The 17,244-nt window shown below is 62.9% G+C and carries 14 protein-coding genes; 8 read left to right on the top strand and 6 right to left on the bottom strand.

Translation table 11 applies throughout. The annotated features are described in order from the left end of the window. Positions 1-50 precede the first annotated feature (50 nt). Positions 51-731: a phosphoribosylformylglycinamidine synthase I gene (purQ, locus tag ACERI1_RS00620; protein WP_373616084.1), complete on the top strand. Its 681-nt coding sequence runs from the start codon at positions 51-53 to the stop codon at positions 729-731. Positions 732-806: 75 nt separating this feature from the next. Here the strand turns inward: purQ and ACERI1_RS00615 are convergent, their stop codons facing one another. Both ACERI1_RS00615 and ACERI1_RS00610 read right to left on the bottom strand, forming a co-directional pair. Further along, positions 807-971, bottom strand: coding sequence for a hypothetical protein (locus tag ACERI1_RS00615; protein WP_373616083.1), 165 nt, complete (start codon positions 969-971; stop codon positions 807-809). A 65-nt stretch (positions 972-1,036) separates the two neighbouring features. Beyond that, complete coding sequence (locus ACERI1_RS00610; protein WP_373616082.1) at positions 1,037-2,137, bottom strand: archaeosine biosynthesis radical SAM protein RaSEA; 1,101 nt, start codon at positions 2,135-2,137, stop codon at positions 1,037-1,039. Positions 2,138-2,282: 145 nt separating this feature from the next. On the opposite strand from ACERI1_RS00610, the gene tgtA reads away from it, so the two are divergent. The 5 genes from tgtA to ACERI1_RS00585 all read left to right on the top strand — a co-directional run bounded on the left by tgtA (position 2,283) and on the right by ACERI1_RS00585 (position 7,810). Continuing rightward, positions 2,283-3,758, top strand: coding sequence for a tRNA guanosine(15) transglycosylase TgtA (tgtA, locus tag ACERI1_RS00605; protein ID WP_373616081.1), 1,476 nt, complete (start codon positions 2,283-2,285; stop codon positions 3,756-3,758). A 54-nt stretch (positions 3,759-3,812) separates the two neighbouring features. After that, positions 3,813-4,175 (top strand): TRAM domain-containing protein, encoded by a 363-nt coding sequence (locus ACERI1_RS00600; RefSeq protein WP_373616080.1) that lies wholly within the window; start codon positions 3,813-3,815, stop codon positions 4,173-4,175. Between the two features lie 77 nt (positions 4,176-4,252). Beyond that, a complete protein-coding gene (locus tag ACERI1_RS00595; protein WP_373616079.1) occupies positions 4,253-6,190 on the top strand; it encodes a NosD domain-containing protein in 1,938 nt (645 codons plus the stop codon). Beyond that, the gene (locus tag ACERI1_RS00590; protein ID WP_373616077.1) at positions 6,183-6,920 is read left to right on the top strand and encodes an ABC transporter ATP-binding protein; all 738 of its coding nucleotides are present in this window, start codon (positions 6,183-6,185) and stop codon (positions 6,918-6,920) included. Before ACERI1_RS00595 ends, ACERI1_RS00590 begins: the two co-directional genes overlap by 8 nt. After that, positions 6,917-7,810: an ABC transporter permease gene (locus tag ACERI1_RS00585; protein ID WP_373616076.1), complete on the top strand. Its 894-nt coding sequence runs from the start codon at positions 6,917-6,919 to the stop codon at positions 7,808-7,810. The genes ACERI1_RS00590 and ACERI1_RS00585 overlap by 4 nt, the downstream gene beginning before the upstream one ends. 339 nt (positions 7,811-8,149) lie before the next feature. Here the strand turns inward: ACERI1_RS00585 and ACERI1_RS00580 are convergent, their stop codons facing one another. Further along, the gene (locus ACERI1_RS00580) at positions 8,150-8,794 is read right to left on the bottom strand and encodes a nitrous oxide reductase accessory protein NosL (protein WP_373616075.1); all 645 of its coding nucleotides are present in this window, start codon (positions 8,792-8,794) and stop codon (positions 8,150-8,152) included. 198 nt (positions 8,795-8,992) lie between these two features. Then, the gene (locus ACERI1_RS00575; RefSeq protein WP_373616074.1) at positions 8,993-11,038 is read right to left on the bottom strand and encodes a hypothetical protein; all 2,046 of its coding nucleotides are present in this window, start codon (positions 11,036-11,038) and stop codon (positions 8,993-8,995) included. 179 nt (positions 11,039-11,217) lie between these two features. Between ACERI1_RS00575 and arcS the strand changes: the two genes are divergently transcribed. Beyond that, entirely contained in the window at positions 11,218-12,969 is a 1,752-nt protein-coding gene (arcS, locus tag ACERI1_RS00570) for an archaeosine synthase subunit alpha (RefSeq protein WP_373616073.1), read from the top strand. Positions 12,970-13,300: 331 nt separating this feature from the next. Next, positions 13,301-13,903, top strand: coding sequence for an HdeD family acid-resistance protein (locus ACERI1_RS00565; RefSeq protein ID WP_373616072.1), 603 nt, complete (start codon positions 13,301-13,303; stop codon positions 13,901-13,903). 73 nt (positions 13,904-13,976) lie between these two features. Here ACERI1_RS00565 and ACERI1_RS00560 read toward each other — a convergent pair whose 3' ends face one another. Both ACERI1_RS00560 and ACERI1_RS00555 read right to left on the bottom strand, forming a co-directional pair. Next, complete coding sequence (locus ACERI1_RS00560) at positions 13,977-15,665, bottom strand: bacterio-opsin activator domain-containing protein (RefSeq protein WP_373616071.1); 1,689 nt, start codon at positions 15,663-15,665, stop codon at positions 13,977-13,979. Further along, a complete protein-coding gene (locus ACERI1_RS00555; protein ID WP_373616070.1) occupies positions 15,665-16,126 on the bottom strand; it encodes a response regulator in 462 nt (153 codons plus the stop codon). The genes ACERI1_RS00560 and ACERI1_RS00555 overlap by 1 nt, the downstream gene beginning before the upstream one ends. Between the last annotated feature and the right edge of the window lie 1,118 nt (positions 16,127-17,244).

The following is a 17,244-nucleotide window of genomic DNA, read 5'->3' as shown; positions in this document are numbered from 1 at the left end:
GCAATCACACTGATCGAAACCGTCGGTCGCAACACCGCGGGGTGTCGACTGTGACGGTTTCGATCATCCGCTTTGGCGGCTCGAACTGCGACCGCGACGCCGAACGCGCCCTCGAGCATCTCGATATCGACGCCGAAATCGTCTGGCACGAGGATGGCCTCCCTGAGGAGACGACGGGGATCGTGCTTCCCGGCGGGTTCTCCTACGGCGACTACCTCCGCGGCGGAGCGATGGCGGCTCGCTCCCCGATCATGGCCGAGGTCCGCGAGGCTGCGGCCGACGGCGTGCCCGTCCTCGGCGTCTGCAACGGTGCCCAGATCGGCTGCGAGTCCGACCTCACCGAGGGCGCGTTTACGACCAACGAGAGCGCCCGCTTCCAGTGTGAACACGTCTACCTGCGCGTCGAGCGCGACGATACGCCCTGGACGGCCGCCTACGACGAGGGAGAGGTCATCGAAGTCCCGATCGCCCACGGCGAGGGGCGCTACGAGATCGCCGACGATCGCCTGGCCGAACTCGAGGACGATGATCGCGTGCTCTTCCGATACTGCGACGAAAACGGCGAGACGGGACCGGACGCGAACCCGAACGGCTCGAAACACGACATCGCCGGCATCCTCGGCGACCGCGACTCCGTCGCGGTGTTGATGCCCCACCCCGAACGTGTGACCCTTCCCGACGTCGGCTCGACCGACGGCCAGGGTGTTCTCCGCGGCTTCGAGTCGGCCTAACGCGACAGTTGACACCTGTAGCGGCTCTTTTGTGACGGCTCGAGACGGCTATCGACGATTCGACTCGCAGCAACGCTAGCGACCCCACTCGTAGAACCACCAGCTCGCGCCGAGGAGGATGAGCCCCGCGCCGAACGCGGAGGTCGCGGGCTCAGGGAAAATGAACAGGACGAATCCGACAAGGATCAACAGCGTGGGCTCGAGTTCGTCGACGTAGTTCCACAGCGACGGGCGTTCCATGGCTACCAGTAATCGACCGGGCAGGAAGTACGTGGGCCCGTCGACTGCCGTGTGCCGGTAGCGAGTTAGCGAGTCAGCGGCTGGTTGAAGCTCCGCTCGCGCTCCATGACGGTCTCCCAGGTCAGTTCACACTCACAGGACACCTGCTCGAAGACCGACGGGTCCTGTCGCAGGTCGAAGTCCTTGATCGCTTTCTGGACGAGGTCGTCGCACTCGCCACAGTTGTGCGGGCCCCGATCGGAGCCGTGGCCGACCGGGTCCGAGACGACGATGGCGTCGACGTCGGCCGTCTCCTCCAAGACGTGGGCGACCGACCAGAGCCATGGCGGCCGGTAGCCGTCGTTGAAGTAGAGTTCGTCGACCATCGTGTAGCGCTGGACGTTACACGGGTTCATCGAGACGGTATGACAGCCGTCGACGTCGGCACAGCGTTCGATCGACGAGATCATGTCCGCGACGGCTTCGGACTCGGTGAGGAACGGCGGCTTCATCAACAGATAGGCCTTGATCCCGGCCTCGGCGTCGTCGCCCGCCACATCGTCGGCGGCCGCGGCCTCCGCACAGGCGTCCTCGAAGTCCGTGAAGTCGAAGTACTTGTTCACGCAATCGTGGCGCACCCGGTCGGTGGCCGTCTCGAGGCCGATCGCGACGTCGGTGTCGAGCCCGTGCTGGGTGAAGTCGGCGATCTTCTCGCGGTCGACGAAATCAGGGAGCGATTCGACGACCATGCGGTCGCGGTCGGCGAAGGTGTCGGCGATCGCCCGCCGGCTCTCCGCGCCGACCTCGCGCTCGTCTAAGAACGAGCCGGAGGTGTAGATCTTGATGAGCTCGGCGGACTCGTCTCCATTTTCGGCTTCGTGCTCGAGACAGACGTCGATCTGGTCCATCAGCGCTTCGTGGGAGACGCTGCCGCCGTCGACGCTTTCGGCGACGTAGCCACACATCGTACAGCCGCCAGCGCGGGCCCATCGGCAGCCGCCGGTGTTGAGAATGATTGTTAGACTGGTTTTGACGCCGTCGGGGGTGTTGTCCTCGTCAAGCCAGACGCGGGTCGGCTCGTGGGGATCGTAGCTGGCCTCCTTGCGCGAGCGGATCTCGCGCATGACCTGATTGTGGGCGTCCATGCCCTTGCCCTGCTCGTAGACGTCGGGCGTGGGTTTACTCATTAGGAGACGCAAGCGGGCCAGCGCGTAAAGCGCCTTCGTCTCCCCGCGTGCCGACGTTCTCGGCTGGAACGTCGCTCTCTTGCGGCTCGAGTCCAGCGGGTCGAAAACCGTCACGTCTTACGTCCGACGGTCCAACTGGCAGGCAATGCGCGAGTGCTTCGAAGTTCGGGATCTCGACGCCGGCGGCCGCATCGGTGAACTCTCCGTTCCCCGTGCGGACGTCACCGTCGAAACCCCGGCGCTATTGCCGGTGATCAATCCCAATCTGGACACGCTCAGTCCCCGCCGACTCGCTGACGAGTTCGGTGCCGAGATTCTCATTACGAACTCCTATATCATCAACGGCGACGACGACCTTCGGGAACGCGCCCTCGAGGAGGGCCTCCACGACATGCTGGATTTCCCCGGCGCGATCATGACTGATTCCGGCTCGTTCCAACTCTCCGAATACGGTGAGATCACCGTGACAACCGAGGAGATCCTCGAGTTCCAACACGAGATCGGCTCCGACATCGCGACACCCGTCGACATTCCAACCCCGCCGGACGTGCCCCGCGAGCAGGCCGAACGGGAACTCGAGACCACTCAGGAGCGTCTCGAAATCGCCGAAGACGTCGACACGGGCGAGATGCTCGTTAGCGCGCCAGTCCAGGGTTCGACGTATCCCGACCTCCGCGAGCGAGCGGGCCGTCACGCCGAGGGCACCGACCTCGACGTCTTCCCTGTTGGCGCGGTCGTCCCACTGATGAACGACTACCGCTACGACGACATGATCGACGCCGTCGCCGCCGCCAAACGCGGGCTCGGGGCCGACGCGCCCGTCCACCTGTTCGGTGCCGGCCACCCCATGATGTTCGCGCTCGCGGTCGCGATGGGCTGTGACCTGTTCGATTCGGCGGCTTACGCGCTCTACGCCCGCGACGACCGCTACCTGACGGTTCGGGGTACCCGCCACCTCGAGGAGATCGACTACTTCCCCTGTTCGTGTGCTGTCTGTACCGACCACTCGCCCGACGAACTCCGCGCACTCCCAGACGACGAACGCGAGTCGGAGCTGGCCGCCCACAACCTCCACGTCACGTTCGCCGAGATCCGCCGAATCAAGCAGGCGATCCGCGCCGGCAACCTCATGGAACTCGTCGAACAGCGCGCTCGCGCCCACCCGACGATGCTCGACGGCTATCGGACCCTGCTCGATCACGCCTCGCAACTCGAGCACTCGGACCCCGTCTCGAAGGGGTCGTTCTTCTACACGTCTCACGAGAGCGCACGTCGGCCAGAAGTCGTGCGCCACCACGAGCGCCTCGAGCGGCTGTCCGTTCCGGACAGCCTGTTGCTCACGGAAGGCGATGCACCGCGTGGCGACGAGTACGACGACTCCTGGCGTGTCGAACCGCCCTTCGGCCCGTTCCCGCGGGCGCTCTCGAAGAGCTACCCGCTGACCGCCGAAGTCCCCGAGCGAACTGATCGCGCCGCCCTCGCAGCCGCAGCCGACGGCGTTGCGCGACTCGCCGAGATGCATCCGGAGACCGACATCACGCTCGCCCACGACGGGTGGCCTGCGAGCGTTCTCGAGCGCGTCCCCGACGACGTGGCGCTCGTCGATCTCACCGCGACATAGTGCGACGCGTCTCGGATCGGAACACCGAATAGCGCGGCGCCGACCGGTTGGGATATGCTCGGTCCAGGTTCAGCAACGCTCGCCGTCGGCGCGTTCGTCGTTCTGTTGGTTGGCTCGTGGCTGTTCAATCGCATCCGCGGTGGCTCAGCCGAGGAACGACAGTCCCGAAAACGCCACCGGGAAGCCCAGCAACGCGAGCCGCCGGTCGACATCGGCGACGTCGAGACGGTCGCGATCCGCGAGTTCACCGATCACCACTCCGGCGAGCGGCGGGCGGTCGGCAAGGTCGAAGGGTTCGTCGTCTTCGTCGAGGACGTCCCTGACAGCTGTGCGGTGACGGACGTAATCCGGATCAAGATCCTCTCGTTCAACCGCGGGCAGACGTCCGCGACGGCGACCTATCTCGAGACGGCGTAGCGACGATCAACATCGTTGACAGTCGGTTCGAAGAATAGACCAGATCATATATTTCCCGTGAAATCGAACTGGCGACCGTGATCGATCGCTCCCTTAGCACCGTCTTTTTGGGTCTTCTCCTCGTCGTTGCGCTCGGTGCTGTCGGGCTGTTCGTCGTCGACGTGGGATCGACCTCGCCCGATCCCGCCACCTTCGACGATACGGTTACCGTCGGACTCACCCTTGAGTCCGAGTACTCACTCAGCGACGAGGTCGACCTCCCACGTGCGCAGGTATTTTACTCACAGTATCAGTACGTCGTCGGCTATTACGGCGTTGAGACGTTCATCGATCAGCAGCGCCAACCCGAACACGAACAGCGGTTTGGCTATCCGATGACAGTGTACGTCTCGGACTACAGTGACACCGGGATCGAACTCAACGACAACGGCTACCCAGTCACTGACGACGCTCCCGGATGGACCGACGCCGAGACGGCATGGTTCGTCATCGGGAGTGACGCGCAAACCCCTGCCGGTGACACCGTCATCCCCTTTGCCGACCGCGAGGATGCACAGGCGTTTGCTGACGAGCACGGTGGCGCCGTCCACGACTGGGAATCGACCCTCGAGCAATCGTTTGAGCGTGACGATGCGGAAGTCGCCCGCGACCGCGTGACCGACCGCCGGCAACAGGCTGACAAACGAGTCGAAAACACGTCCGCACACCTCGATCGACCGACCTCCGTGGTCGTCGGCGAGGACGCAGACACCGTTCAAGACGCGATCGACCAGGCCCCGGCGAACACGACGGTCGTCGTTCCCGAGGGGACATACGAGGAGAAACTCGAGATCGATCAGCCGATCACGCTCGCCGGCGAGGGGAACGCGACGATTCGCGGTGACGGGAACGGCTCGGTCATCACGGTCACCAGCGAGGCGATCGCAGTCGACGGGATCGACATCACCGGTGTCGGCAACGTGACGCGCGAGGGCGGCGACCTGCCCGTCGACATCGACGAGAGAGCGTGGGACGCGTCCTTCCTGCAGTACTACGCCGGGACCGACGCTGGGATCTCGGCGTATAACGCCACCGGCCTCCGCGTCGAAAACGTCAGCATCGACACGCCCGCCAGTGGCGTCATCGTCTACGAAAGCGAAGACGCCGTCGTCCGAAACGTGACAGTGTCGGCTCCGGACGATCCGACGGAAGGCCTCGCCGGTGTCCTGCTGTTCCAGTCTCCGAGTGTCATCGAAAACTCGACGTTCACGGGTGGACGAAACGGGATCTATCTCTATCGTTCGTCGGAGACGATCGCCCGCTCGAACACGCTCGAGGGCAACTACCTCGGCGTCCATCTGATGTATACGGGAGACAGTCTCATCGCCGATAATACTGCCAGCGGACAGGAAAGCAATGGTATCGTCATCATGACTGGGCCAGAACGAAACGCTGTCGTCGGAAACACGGTCCGTGACACAAAATATGGCCTCAGCCCGGGCGGGAACGCGAACTACGTCGCACATAACATCGTCGAAGGAAGCGATCTCGGACTCCACGTCGGCTCGACATCGTCGATCTATGAATACAACGTCATCGCGGGGAACAACGTGGGCGCGGAGGCAAGCGCCATGTTACCGACGAATCGCATCGTCAGCAACGACTTCGTCGGCAACGACGAACACGCCACCGCGATGTCCGGCCCGCTCCGTATCTGGAGCCACGGCGACGATGGCAACTACTGGCAGGGGGCCGCTGGCATCGCCAGCGGCGATCAGTCAGATCTGTCGTACTCGCCGACCGACTCTCTGGATAAACGACTCCACCGCACCGACGGGACGCCGACGCTCGCCCGAGCACCCGCACTCAAGGCCCTCGCTGGACTCGAGGGGTCGGTCCCCGGGATGCGAACCGGGAGTGTCGTCGACCGGGCACCGAGTTGCGAACCGAACAACCCCGACCTGCTTTCCCAGACCGAGTGGGAAGACGAGGCCTGGACCTGCTACGAACTGACGCGGACGACGAACAATGACTGATACGACATCACTTCTTGAAGCGACCGGTATCGACCACGACTACGGGACGGTCACCGTTCTCCGAGACATCTCCGTGACCATCGAACGTGGCCGGGTAACGGCCCTGATCGGCCCGAACGGAGCCGGCAAGTCGACGCTGATTCGCGACCTCGCCGGCCTCCACGAGCCGACAGCAGGAACAATTACCTACAACGGTCCGGACACCGCACGGGAGATCGGCTATCTCCCCCAGCATCCGGCGTTTCGACCCGGCTTTACCGCACTCGAAACGCTGCAGTTCTACGCGTCACTCGTCGGTGGCGACGAGGCCGACGCGATGGCCCAACTCGAGCGAGTCGGGCTCGAGAACGCAGCCAGCCGACCGGTCGAGGCACTCTCCGGCGGGATGACCCGGTTGCTCGGTATCGCACAGGCGACGATCGGTGACCCGCCGATCGTCATCCTAGACGAGCCTGGCAGTGGGCTCGACCCGAGTATGGGACTGCACGTCTTCGACGTCGCCGCCGACCTCGCCGACGATGGGATCGCGGTCCTGTTGAGCTCTCACGACCTGGAACTCGTCGAGCAGGTCGCCGACGACGTGCTGATACTCGCCGACGGTCGCGTCGCCGAGCAGGGTCCGATCGCCGATGTTCGGGCTCGAGTGGGTGGGGACACCCTGCGACAAGTGTACGAACACGCCGTCGGCGGCCACCGCGATACCGTGCAGGTCGTGGGTGATCACGCATGAGCGGTGGTCTGAACACACCGAGTGACACGCCCGCGACTCAGCAAGGTGGGCAGACCGATCGCTCGCAACCGACTGCTCCCGACTCGAGACACATCCTCGAGACGATCATCGGACGGGAACTCCGGACGATCGTCCGAACGCGGACGTTTTTCATCCTCGGACTCGCCTTCGCCGCCGTCGTGCTCGGAATTAGCTGGATCAGCGGGAGCGTCCGCGGTGGGTACGTCCCGACGCTGGTCGATCTGCTTACCCCACTCGAACTGCTCGTCCCGGTCGTCGCGATCGCCTTTGGCTATCGCGCGATCCTCGGCGACGCAGAACGTGGCGAACTCGACGTTTTAAAGACGTATCCCGTCTCGAGTCGAGAGATCGTCTTCGGCGTCTACGTCGGCCGGGCGATCGGCCTGCTGACTGCGATCGTGGCCCCACTTGTCGTCACCGCACTGACGGTCTTCGTCGCCGAAGAAGAGGGACGGACCCTCTATGCCTCACACGCCGGCGTCGACTCGCCGATCCTGTTCGGTCGGTTCGTCGTCCTGACGATCCTCTTTGCGCTGACGGTCCTCGCCATTGCCATCGCGATCTCGGCAGTGGTCAGTGGCACACGCAGCGCGATCGCGCTGTCGGTCGTCGCGCTCGTCGTCTTGCTCGTCGGCTTTGATCTGGCGCTCGTCTACGGGTTTTCAGCAGGGTCGATCGGCGACGGCAGCCTCGTGTATGCGCTTGCGCTCAGTCCGCTGAGTGCCTACCGGGGGCTCGTCTTCGAGAGTGCGATCATCGTCGCATCAGGAACCGGCCCGGCAGCCGCTTCACCGATCGCAAGTCTGGTGAGCCTCCTCGTCTGGACGGCCACGTCGCTGGGGATCGCGACGTGGGTCCTGAACCGCTAGTCGATCGTCAGAGCCGACCGCAGCGTTCTCGATGCTATCGTAACGACTGAACACAGCCTCACACCGATCACACAGCTGCCGTGTGATCCGCTGTGCATCGACGTTCATACGGTCTCCGGGGAGGACCACAGGGTGGTTACGGGTGCACTGACACTGATACGGTCTGTTGTAACGAGTTCCTCGGTGGGCCGCAGGGAGGTCGCGGTCCCACCGGCACTGACTGATAGGAGTCGTGTGCTTGACAGGAGGCTGTATCAATGACGACAGCCGTGTCAAAAGCAGAACAGTGTCTTAGGATCAGGTAATCGAACGCGATCGATCGTGGTCAAGCAACCGCGCTCACATCCCTCCGGACATCATCGAACTGACCAGCTCCTGCGTGATTTCGTCGTGCTCGTAACTATCGCCACCGTATTCGGACTGGAACTCGTCAGCCTGATCGGCGTCACTGAACGGAACGATGGAACCACCCATCGCCCCCTTGACATCACTGCCTGCGACCATCGTGAGTTCCGTCACGTCACCGAACGCATCGGCCTCGAGATGGCGTGAAATGGTTGTTTGAGCGGCGCTATCGTCGACTTCGTACTCAACGGTCGAATAGTCCGTCAGGTAGCTGACCACGGGTTCGGACTCGTGCCCGAACGTGAACTTGTAGGTACAGAGTGAACTGCAGAACTGTGCTGGACGGTCTTCGCCAAGCCCCTCAACTGCTGTTGGATCCTCGTAATGAGACTGGCCAGCGGGTCCGAGATAGTTCCCGATGATCATGCTACAATTATCACACACCTTTCCCTCGTCGATCGAGATCGGGTCGGGAACGGACTCGGATCCGGCTCCATTGCCATTGCCATTGCCATTGTCATTACCGCCGGTCCCAGCGCAGCCAGCAAGGCTCGCGAGACCGACGGCCCCGACGCCGCTTAGCACTATTCGACGAGTTGTCGTTCTCTCGGAATCGACAGCGGAGTTCGGATCGTCCATACGAGATATTGAACAAGAGATGTCAAAGGCTGTGTGGTCCAATTGACGAACGGTAACGGAGTAATAATGGTCTCGTTCGAAAACAAGACGCTCCGTTCCGCAGTCGAAGCATCACGGACCGCTAGCACAGGATGGTAACAGCGGCTGCGACGGTATCAGCCGGTGAAAAGAACAGCTTGTTACTACTAGCGAGCCGTACTACGGTCGCCGTCGGAGCAGGAGCGCCGTCAGCAGTCCTGCAACCGATGCGAGTCCCGCTCCGAACCCGAAGCCGGGTGTGCTATCGGAGTCGTCGGTCTCGTCTGTCGTCTCGTTGTTGGCCGTCTCGTTGTCGGCTGTCTCGTCACTAGACAGCTTGTTGCGTTGGGTCTCGAGGAATTCGCTCATCGTCTCGGTATCCGTCTGCGGGAGATCAGCGTCCCACTGGCCGGCTTGGTGGACGGTCGTCGTCGCTCCGACCACGTCGAGATGTTCGAGATCCGCCTTCGTCGCCGATGCAGTGTCGATCCCGCCCATATCGTCGACGTAGACGTACAGCGATGTCGTCTCACCATTCTGCTCGGTCGTGACTCCACTGATAGACATGCTATCGGTGACCGTATCGGTGAGTTTGCTCATGTTCTCGAATTCCGCTCCGGCTTCGACGCGCACCGTGCCGTCTTTGAGCCCGGCGTCGATACTTGCGACCTCGAGGTTAGACTCGTCGAGTGCCGACACGAACTCTTCCGTTTCCGGGGACATCGTCGGCGACGGCTGACTGTTCTGGATTGACTCTGTCCAACTGTTGATCGCCTGGCCGGCCAGGTCCTCGGCCTCGACCTCGAACTCACCGCTCATCGAGAGTTCGTCACCACTGGTTTCGGCTGTCAGATCGAACGTCACGTCGTTTGGCGACTCGATGCCACGGGATTCGAGTTCGTCGAGGTAGGCATCCCAGTTTTGCGTGTCGCCCGTGACCGTCAGATCGAACGTCACGTCACTGGTCGATTGCTCGAGCGAGCCGTCCCACGTAACCGTCGTCCCGAGGTTCGCTGCCTGCTGGGCCTCGATGGACGCTCGTGCGTTCTCGAGTTGCTCCTCGGAGAACTGCCCGCTCGTATCGGCTGCTTCCATCAGATCGAACATCGCAAACGTCAGTTCGTCGTAATTCGCGATTTCGATGTCCCACTCGGCATCGGCCGATCCATCGCTCACGTCGAGCATGAACTCGATGTTCTCGAGTTCGACATCGGTGACGCTGGTTGCGATGGTCTCCGCTTCCGAGCGGGTCAGGTCGTTCGACTGATCGGTCGTCAGCTGTTCGGTCAGTTGCTCTTCGAGCCCGCTGTCGATTCCGGTGTACGTAACGGTGTATTCGATGTCGAGCTGGGACTGACCGTTCGATCCCTCTTGGAAGTCGTAGCTCGTGATCTCGATCTCACTGGTGCCGCCCAGTGCTGTCGCGACCATCCCATACTGGCCCTGAAGCGTCTGCTTGGCGCGATCTCGCGTCTCCCACTGACCGGCAGTATACTGGGAGAGAGTCTGTTCTTGGGTGACGTCGACCGTGTAGCCGTCTTTTGTCTCCGTCAGGGCGGCATTGACGTACACGTCTTGTGTCCCGCTCATGCTGTCTCCCTCGACGGACACGTCACCGCTCGTCTCGAGGCGGTCTGCAGTAGCGGAGAACTCACCGCTCGTGGTGACAGTCCCGGTGGTCATGCTTTCGCTGTCGAACGTTCCGGACAGGTCTGCGTCGAACTCGTTCGTGTCCTCGGAAACTTCACCGGAGACATCGACGGAGAGATCCGTGAGGTCATCCGGTCGCTCCATGACCATGGAGCCGCTTCCGGAGAGTCCCTGCTGGTCGAGAACCGCCGAAGCGTTCATCGACTCGAGTTCCTCGCTTGGATTTTCGACGTCGTCGACGACGAGCAGGTGAACCAGTCCTTCGCTGACGTCCATGCCCATGTCGAATTTGTTGACATCGGCAGAGTCGCTATCGTACTGGAGGACGGCACTCCCGTTCTCGCCGAGATAGACGTCATCGGCTGGGCCGAGTTGCGATTCGGCCTGTGCGACCGAGTCGTACGATTTGACTTCCGGGGAGGGCTCTGCTGCCTCGACGGTTGTCGTCGGGCCGCCGACGATGGCAGGGAGTCCGATCGTCGCGACACCGACAACTGCGACCATGAACACGGCCAGAAACGCCCTGAATCCGTCTGTCGATCGCAGGTTCGCTATCGATTTCAATACTGATGACATATAGATGGGCATCAAACTGAAAGGTGATAAAGGTTAATTTTCCCAAATGTATTGTACTGTTCCTTGGTCATTTCGCTCAGTAATAAGCAAAAGGCAGTCGTGACAAATGACGGTTCGCCAGTCCGAATCCAGTCATGGGGTATCGACAACCTCTTTCGCCCGCCCCGGTCATATCGGGTATGACCGACTATTTCGAAGTGCACGAGCGCGATGGGGCCGCGCGCGTGGGCGAACTCCGCCTCTCGTCGCCCCGTTCGACGCCTGCCCTCGTCGATGACATCCTCGAGGATGCAGGCTCGCTCTGGAGCCAGTCCCGCGAGGTCCCCGAGGGAGACGAGTCGACACTGACCGTCCTTCCCCACCGGGCGTTTCCCGGCGGGACCGCCCCGGAGGTCCAGGAATCCTTTGCCGTCGAGTATCCCGACGTCGACTACCCGAGCGTTGCCGTCGTCTCGAGCGACCACGTCGACGATCACGGGACGGACGCATACGCCCTCTCGGACATCCAGTCGGTGATGGGCCACGGCGCAGCGCTGGTCGAAGCCGTCGTCGACGCTCGTGAGGCGATCCCCGCCGACACCGCGTTGCTGTTCTCCGGCGTCGCGACGCCGCGAAACGTCGCCCTGTTGGCCTACGCCGGGGTCGACCTGTTCGATGAGACTGCAGCAGTCGTCAAAGGGACTGAAGGTCGGTATCTCACGACCGACGAGGCGTACTTCCTCGAGGATCTCGACGAACTCCCCTGTTCGTGTCCGGCCTGCCAGCAACCGCGCGAGGAGTTCACCCGCGAAGACTGTGCCGAACACAACCGACACGCCCTCGCGTCGGAACTGGCGATCGTCCGGCGGCGGATCCGCGATGGCCGACTCCGCGACTATATCGAGGGCCAGGCCCGCCACGACCAGTGGCTCACCGCCGCCATGCGCGAACTCGACTCGCAGTGGGGGTATCTCGAGGAGCGCACGCCCATTCTTCGGGACGCCCAGATCAACGCGGCGACCGAGGACACGCTTCGCCGGGTCGAAATCCAGCGCTTCGCCGATCGGGTGACGACACGGTATCGCAACCGGTTCGACAACCCGCTCGTGCTCGTCCCCTGTTCGGCCACCAAGCCCTACAGCGAGTCCCAGAGCCACCGCCAGTTCCACGACGTCATCCAGTGGCGCGGCCACCTCGTCTCGATGACCAGCCCCATCGGCGTCGTCCCGCAGGAACTCGAGACGACATACCCCGCCCAGCACTACGACACCGTCGTCACGGGCCGCTGGTCGGAAGACGAGAAGCAATTCGTGGCCGAAGTCCTCCAGCGATACCTCGAGCGCAACGAGTACCCGAAAATCATCGCCCACGTCCCCGACGAGGGCTACCGCGACATCGTCGAGCGCGTCGAGAAACGACTCGACCTCGATATTACCTACACCGTCGCCGAACACCCGACCGACGACGAATCGCTTGCGAACCTTTCCGAGGCGCTGTCGGGCGAGCTGAAATACTCCAAGCGCGAGCGCGAACACAACACCGTCCGCGCCATCGCCGACTACCTACTCGGTGACGGCGCCGGCGACGACCTCTTCGCGGATATTCAAACCACGAGCCGCTACCCCAAGATTCAGGTCCGCGACAACGAGGACACCCAGCTCGCGACGATGGTGCCCCAGTACGGGACGCTGTCGTTTACGCTCGAGGGAGCCAAGCGCTGGCTTGCAAGCGACGCGCCCGTCAAGCACGTCGAGATCGATGGCTTCGTCCCTCACGGCAGTGTGCTCGCGCCGGGGGTCGTCGACGCCGACGAGGACATCCGCGTCGGCGACGAGGTGATCGTCGAGGGTCCGAACGCCTTCGCCGTCGGTCGCGCCGAGATGTTCGGCCGCGAGATGGCAGAGAGCACGCGCGGGATCGCCTGCGAGATCCGCCACGTCGAGGAGAAGTAAGCGGCTGCGGGCGCTCGATATCAGAACCGCGTTGTCCGACCAGTATCAGCGGCCAGGACACGACTTGAGCAGGTGCTCGTGGTAGACGGCTGTCGGAATCCGCGCTCCACAGAGGTCACACTCGCGGTCATCGTGATCGTCGGTCACGGCTTGACATCTCATGGCCACTGGGATAGTCGTCGTGGTTCGGCTGCCTTCCGTCTCGAGTCCTTCGAGCCGACCTGACACTGCCGTTCATCCGGGTTTCGGACCGGTCTCCCTTTGGAACACACTGTCAAATCGCAGAATTGTGTTATATACGTACACGACGTACGGAGTACTGTGAACAACAATGAGCAGTGAAACAGCAGACACTGTGTACGCCAAGGGGACCACCCTCGAGAGCGACTGGCGCCCCCTCGCGATCGCGGGCGGGATCGTCGGATTGGTTGGCATCCTCGCGATGGCCACTCCGGTCGTCACCGGGCTTTCGGTATCGATCGCGCTCGGGGCGCTCCTCGTCGTCGGCGGGCTCGTCCACGCCGTCCACGCGTTCACGGCACGCGGCTGGCGCGGCTCGCTCTGGCAGGTTGCGCTCGCGATCGTCTCGGTACTCGCCGGGGTGGCCGTACTCGCCGCACCCGCCGTCGCGCTCGTCACTCTGACGGTGGCGCTCGTGGCGTACCTGTTCGTCGACGGCATCGTCGAACTGGGGCTGGCGCTGTGGATGGGGTCGGCCCCGGGACGGACGTCGATCGCCGTCAGCGGCGTCATCTCGCTGGTCCTCGCCGGCCTCCTCTGGGCCGGCTTCCCGGCCACGGCAGCCTGGGCGATCGGCCTGCTCGTGGGCGTGAGCCTTCTCGTGACTGGCCTCTCGATGGTCTCTGTCGCGATGGCGTCCCGACCGATCGAGGACGTGACCCCGCCCGCGACCGAACCCCGCGGTGCAGCATAATCGTCCGACACTAGTTTTCGCTTTGAAGCGGACTCGAGCGAGCCAGCGAGGCCAGCGACGGCAACACCGATCGCTACTCGCCGAGCACTGAGTCGAAGAACTTCCGTTCGGCTGTCCGGAGGTGCTGGTTGAGCGTCGCCGGTGCGATACCCAATCGATCGGCGATCTCCTCGCCGGTGCTCTCTCGGGGCCAGTCGAAGTAGCCCCCGAAGTAGGCCGTCTCGAGGGCGGCCCGCTGTTTCTCGGTAAGTTCGTCCTCGAGGACGGACGTCGCGCCGGCCTCGCCGCGCTCGCTTCGTTCGACCGTTCGCTGTGCGAGGTAGGTAATGTCGTCGCGCTGGCCTCTGATAAGCTCGATCATCTGGCGGGTGTCCCGTCCACGCGGGAGTTCGACGACGAAGCGGAACTCCCCGTCGTCGATCGTCGCCGAGGCGACGCGACCGCCGTGGGTTGCGATCGTCTCGAACAGGGAGGTAGCCGTCGGTGCGACGAGTTCGAACTCGAATTCGTCGCGTTTGGCTGAGAGGACTCGAACGTCGCTGATGCCGTCGGTTCGGTCGACGGCCTCGGTGAACGCGTCCTGGGAGACATCCTGAGCCGAGCCATACACCAGAAGCGTCTCGTCACCGCCGACCAGCTGCTCGATCGTGATCGTACACGCTTCGGAACTCGAGAGGTCGATCAGGGGTTCGGCCAGTTCCTCGACGCGGAACTCGAGTTCGATGACGGCGTCGCTGACCAGCGCGTCCCGGCGTTCGATCGCAGTGATCGCATGGGCGATGACGTCGCCGGTCCGGGCGAGGACGGCGGTTTCAGGGCCTTCGAACGCTCGCGGTGACGACGAGTAGACGCCCAAGACGCCGTAGACGAGATCCTCGTGTATAATCGGAATCGCCGCCGACGATCGATACCCGCGGGCATGTGCCGGCTCTCGCCACGGTTCGAACTGGGGATCCGTCTGGGCATCGTTCATCACCTGCACCTGACCAGTCCGAATGGCCGTGCCTGCCGGCCCTTGACCGCTCCTCTCGTCTTCGTCGACGGTGACGTCGATCTCGTCGAGGTACCCCTCTTCGACGCCGGCTGCCGCCTTCGGGGTGACGCGGTCGCTGCCCGGATTGACCTCGCCGATCCAGGCGAAGCGATAGGCGTCGGACCCGGTGAGTCGGTCACAGACCTGTTGTTCGAGCTCCGCGCGCGTCTCGGTCGTGATCACCGCGTGGGTGATGTCGTGGCCGATCCGGTTGAGTCGATTGAGCGCCGCGAGTTGCTCGCGCTGTTGGCGGCGTTTCCGCTGTTGGCGGGCCCGCTCGATCGCGTGATGGATCGTCCGGATCAGGAGTTCGCTCGTCACCTCGTCTTTGACGAGGAAGTCCTGAGCGCCGCGCTGGATCGCCTTGATGCCGACCTGCTGATCGCGCAGGCCAGTCAAAACGACGATCGGCGTCTCAGATGCCTCATGGACCGTCTCGAGCGTCGACAACCCCTCGCTGTCGGAGAGGTTGAGGTCCAGAAGAATAACGTCGGTTCGCTCGGATGAGATCGTCTCGAGGCCATCCTCGAGGCTCGTCTTGTGTGATAGCTCGGGTGTCTGATCGACCGTTTCGGCAGCGCCGACCCGCTTTACGAGCTCTTCGGTCCCGTGGAGCATCTCTTGGATGAGGCGGGCGTCGCCAGGGTTGTCCTCGATCAGGAGGACCTGAAGCGCATCGTCGGTCTCTGAGTTTGCCTCCTCGGTGGATTGGGTGTTCGTCTCACTCATTAGATATCGGCCTCCGGTGGCAGCCGGACGACTGAAAACCAGAACTTCTCGAAGGCGCGGACCGTCTCGATGAACTCGTCGGGATCGACCGGCTTCGTCAGATAGGCGTTGGCGTGGAGTTCGTAGGATCTGGCGATGTCTTCTTCGGCGCTCGAACTCGTCAAGACGATCACCGGGATCGACCGGAGCGCCGGATCGTCTTTGAGTTCCTTGAGAACGTCCTCGCCGTCTTTTCGCGGCAGATTGAGATCCAACAAAATGAGGTCCGGACGCGGTACATCGGCGTACTCGTCTTCCTGTGCGAGAAACGAAAGCGCCTCGAACCCGTCGGAGACCACGTGGAGGTCGTTTTCGATCCGCCCCTGTTTGAACGCCTCTCTGGTCAGACGGACATCGCCGGGGTTGTCTTCGACCAAGAGGATCTGTGCTGGCTCTGCCTGAAACGTGTCTGACTTACTCATCAGTTACCGTGTCTCGGTCCACAACTGCGCTGGCAATCTGGGTCGATGCTGGTCGTCTCCCATCGTGTCGGGCACTGTCAGTCGGAGACCTCCCGTCTCGCTCGTTCCGGTTCGGCGTCGGCGCTGTCCGTGCCGCCGTCTTCCGTTCGCTCGCGCACGAACTCAGCCGGGTCATGTTGCGCTGTCGTTTTGCTGTGATTACGGAGATACGTGGGGCCCCGCTCTTGAGGTTCGTCCTTGCGGCTTCACGCACCTGCCATAACAGCCAGCAGTGTCCGGTTGCCGGCAGTGAGTGGCTACTGGTCGTGCCGTACTCGCCGATTCGCGAGCGCTGAACGCCAAGATCCGTCATTGGAGACTGCTATACTACAGCCTAGAACAGTCGCAGGCGGTGTAAACCTGCCGCCGAAATAGTCTTTCTTCGAGACGGTCTCGAGTGGCTGTGAGTTCGGTTGCCCGTCCGATCGACGCCGACGAGCGACTGTGATGACGCGATCGATCCGATCCAGTCGAAAGTACCACTAATTCGATATAGCAATATATGATTTACCGTCGGTCAGGAAGCGAGATTCCGGTCGGTGTGCAGGTCGACCCTCCGAGTGTGACAGCATGAGATCGGCGACAGCCTAAGACGAGATTCGACCGCCATCACGAACGGCGTTCCACCACTCGGATGAGACAGTCACGAAGTGAACCGTGAGGCCACGGCTCTCGAACCGCCTGCCTTGGACTGCTGGATTGGACACGCCACGGGACTCACGTCCGTTGGCGTCGGAACGACTACTCGCGTAGCTCGGCGCACCCGTGCATGGCGGGTCGCGGACCCGCCGGCACCCACTGACAAGCGTCTATCTGAACGTCACCGGACACCCGATCGCACGAGTGCAGGTCGGAGCGAACATCGTGAGCGAGCACCGCGGACGGTGTGATCGGTGCGTCCTCGGTGCAGGTGTTACGATACTGTGACGAACCACACCGAGATCTCGAGATCAACACGCGCAGCAGGAACGACCACGACCGGTGACTGCCGACGAAGACAGACCACTGACACGGGGCTGATGGCGGCGACCGGACGGCGGTGGCTACGCGCGCGCACGATCGTCTATCTGTACGACAGC

This window comes from Natrinema sp. HArc-T2, assembly GCF_041821085.1.
Lineage (GTDB): Archaea > Halobacteriota > Halobacteria > Halobacteriales > Natrialbaceae > Natrinema.
Note: the sequence above shows the minus strand (reverse complement) of the source record. Positions and strands in the feature narration are given on the sequence as shown.

Excerpts from the sequence above, each read along its gene's own strand:
- ACERI1_RS00600 (WP_373616080.1), top strand. The coding sequence starts at position 3,813 with ATGCTCGGTCCAGGTTCAGCAACGCTCGCCGTCGGCGCGTTCGTCGTT.
- arcS (WP_373616073.1), top strand. The coding sequence starts at position 11,218 with ATGACCGACTATTTCGAAGTGCACGAGCGCGATGGGGCCGCGCGCGTG.
- ACERI1_RS00575 (WP_373616074.1), bottom strand. The coding sequence starts at position 11,038 with ATGTCATCAGTATTGAAATCGATAGCGAACCTGCGATCGACAGACGGA.
- ACERI1_RS00615 (WP_373616083.1), bottom strand. The coding sequence starts at position 971 with ATGGAACGCCCGTCGCTGTGGAACTACGTCGACGAACTCGAGCCCACG.
- ACERI1_RS00580 (WP_373616075.1), bottom strand. The coding sequence starts at position 8,794 with ATGGACGATCCGAACTCCGCTGTCGATTCCGAGAGAACGACAACTCGT.
- ACERI1_RS00610 (WP_373616082.1), bottom strand. The coding sequence starts at position 2,137 with ATGAGTAAACCCACGCCCGACGTCTACGAGCAGGGCAAGGGCATGGAC.
- ACERI1_RS00555 (WP_373616070.1), bottom strand. The coding sequence starts at position 16,126 with ATGAGTAAGTCAGACACGTTTCAGGCAGAGCCAGCACAGATCCTCTTG.
- ACERI1_RS00565 (WP_373616072.1), top strand. The coding sequence starts at position 13,301 with ATGAGCAGTGAAACAGCAGACACTGTGTACGCCAAGGGGACCACCCTC.
- ACERI1_RS00560 (WP_373616071.1), bottom strand. The coding sequence starts at position 15,665 with ATGAGTGAGACGAACACCCAATCCACCGAGGAGGCAAACTCAGAGACC.
- tgtA (WP_373616081.1), top strand. The coding sequence starts at position 2,283 with ATGCGCGAGTGCTTCGAAGTTCGGGATCTCGACGCCGGCGGCCGCATC.
- ACERI1_RS00590 (WP_373616077.1), top strand. The coding sequence starts at position 6,183 with ATGACTGATACGACATCACTTCTTGAAGCGACCGGTATCGACCACGAC.
- ACERI1_RS00585 (WP_373616076.1), top strand. The coding sequence starts at position 6,917 with ATGAGCGGTGGTCTGAACACACCGAGTGACACGCCCGCGACTCAGCAA.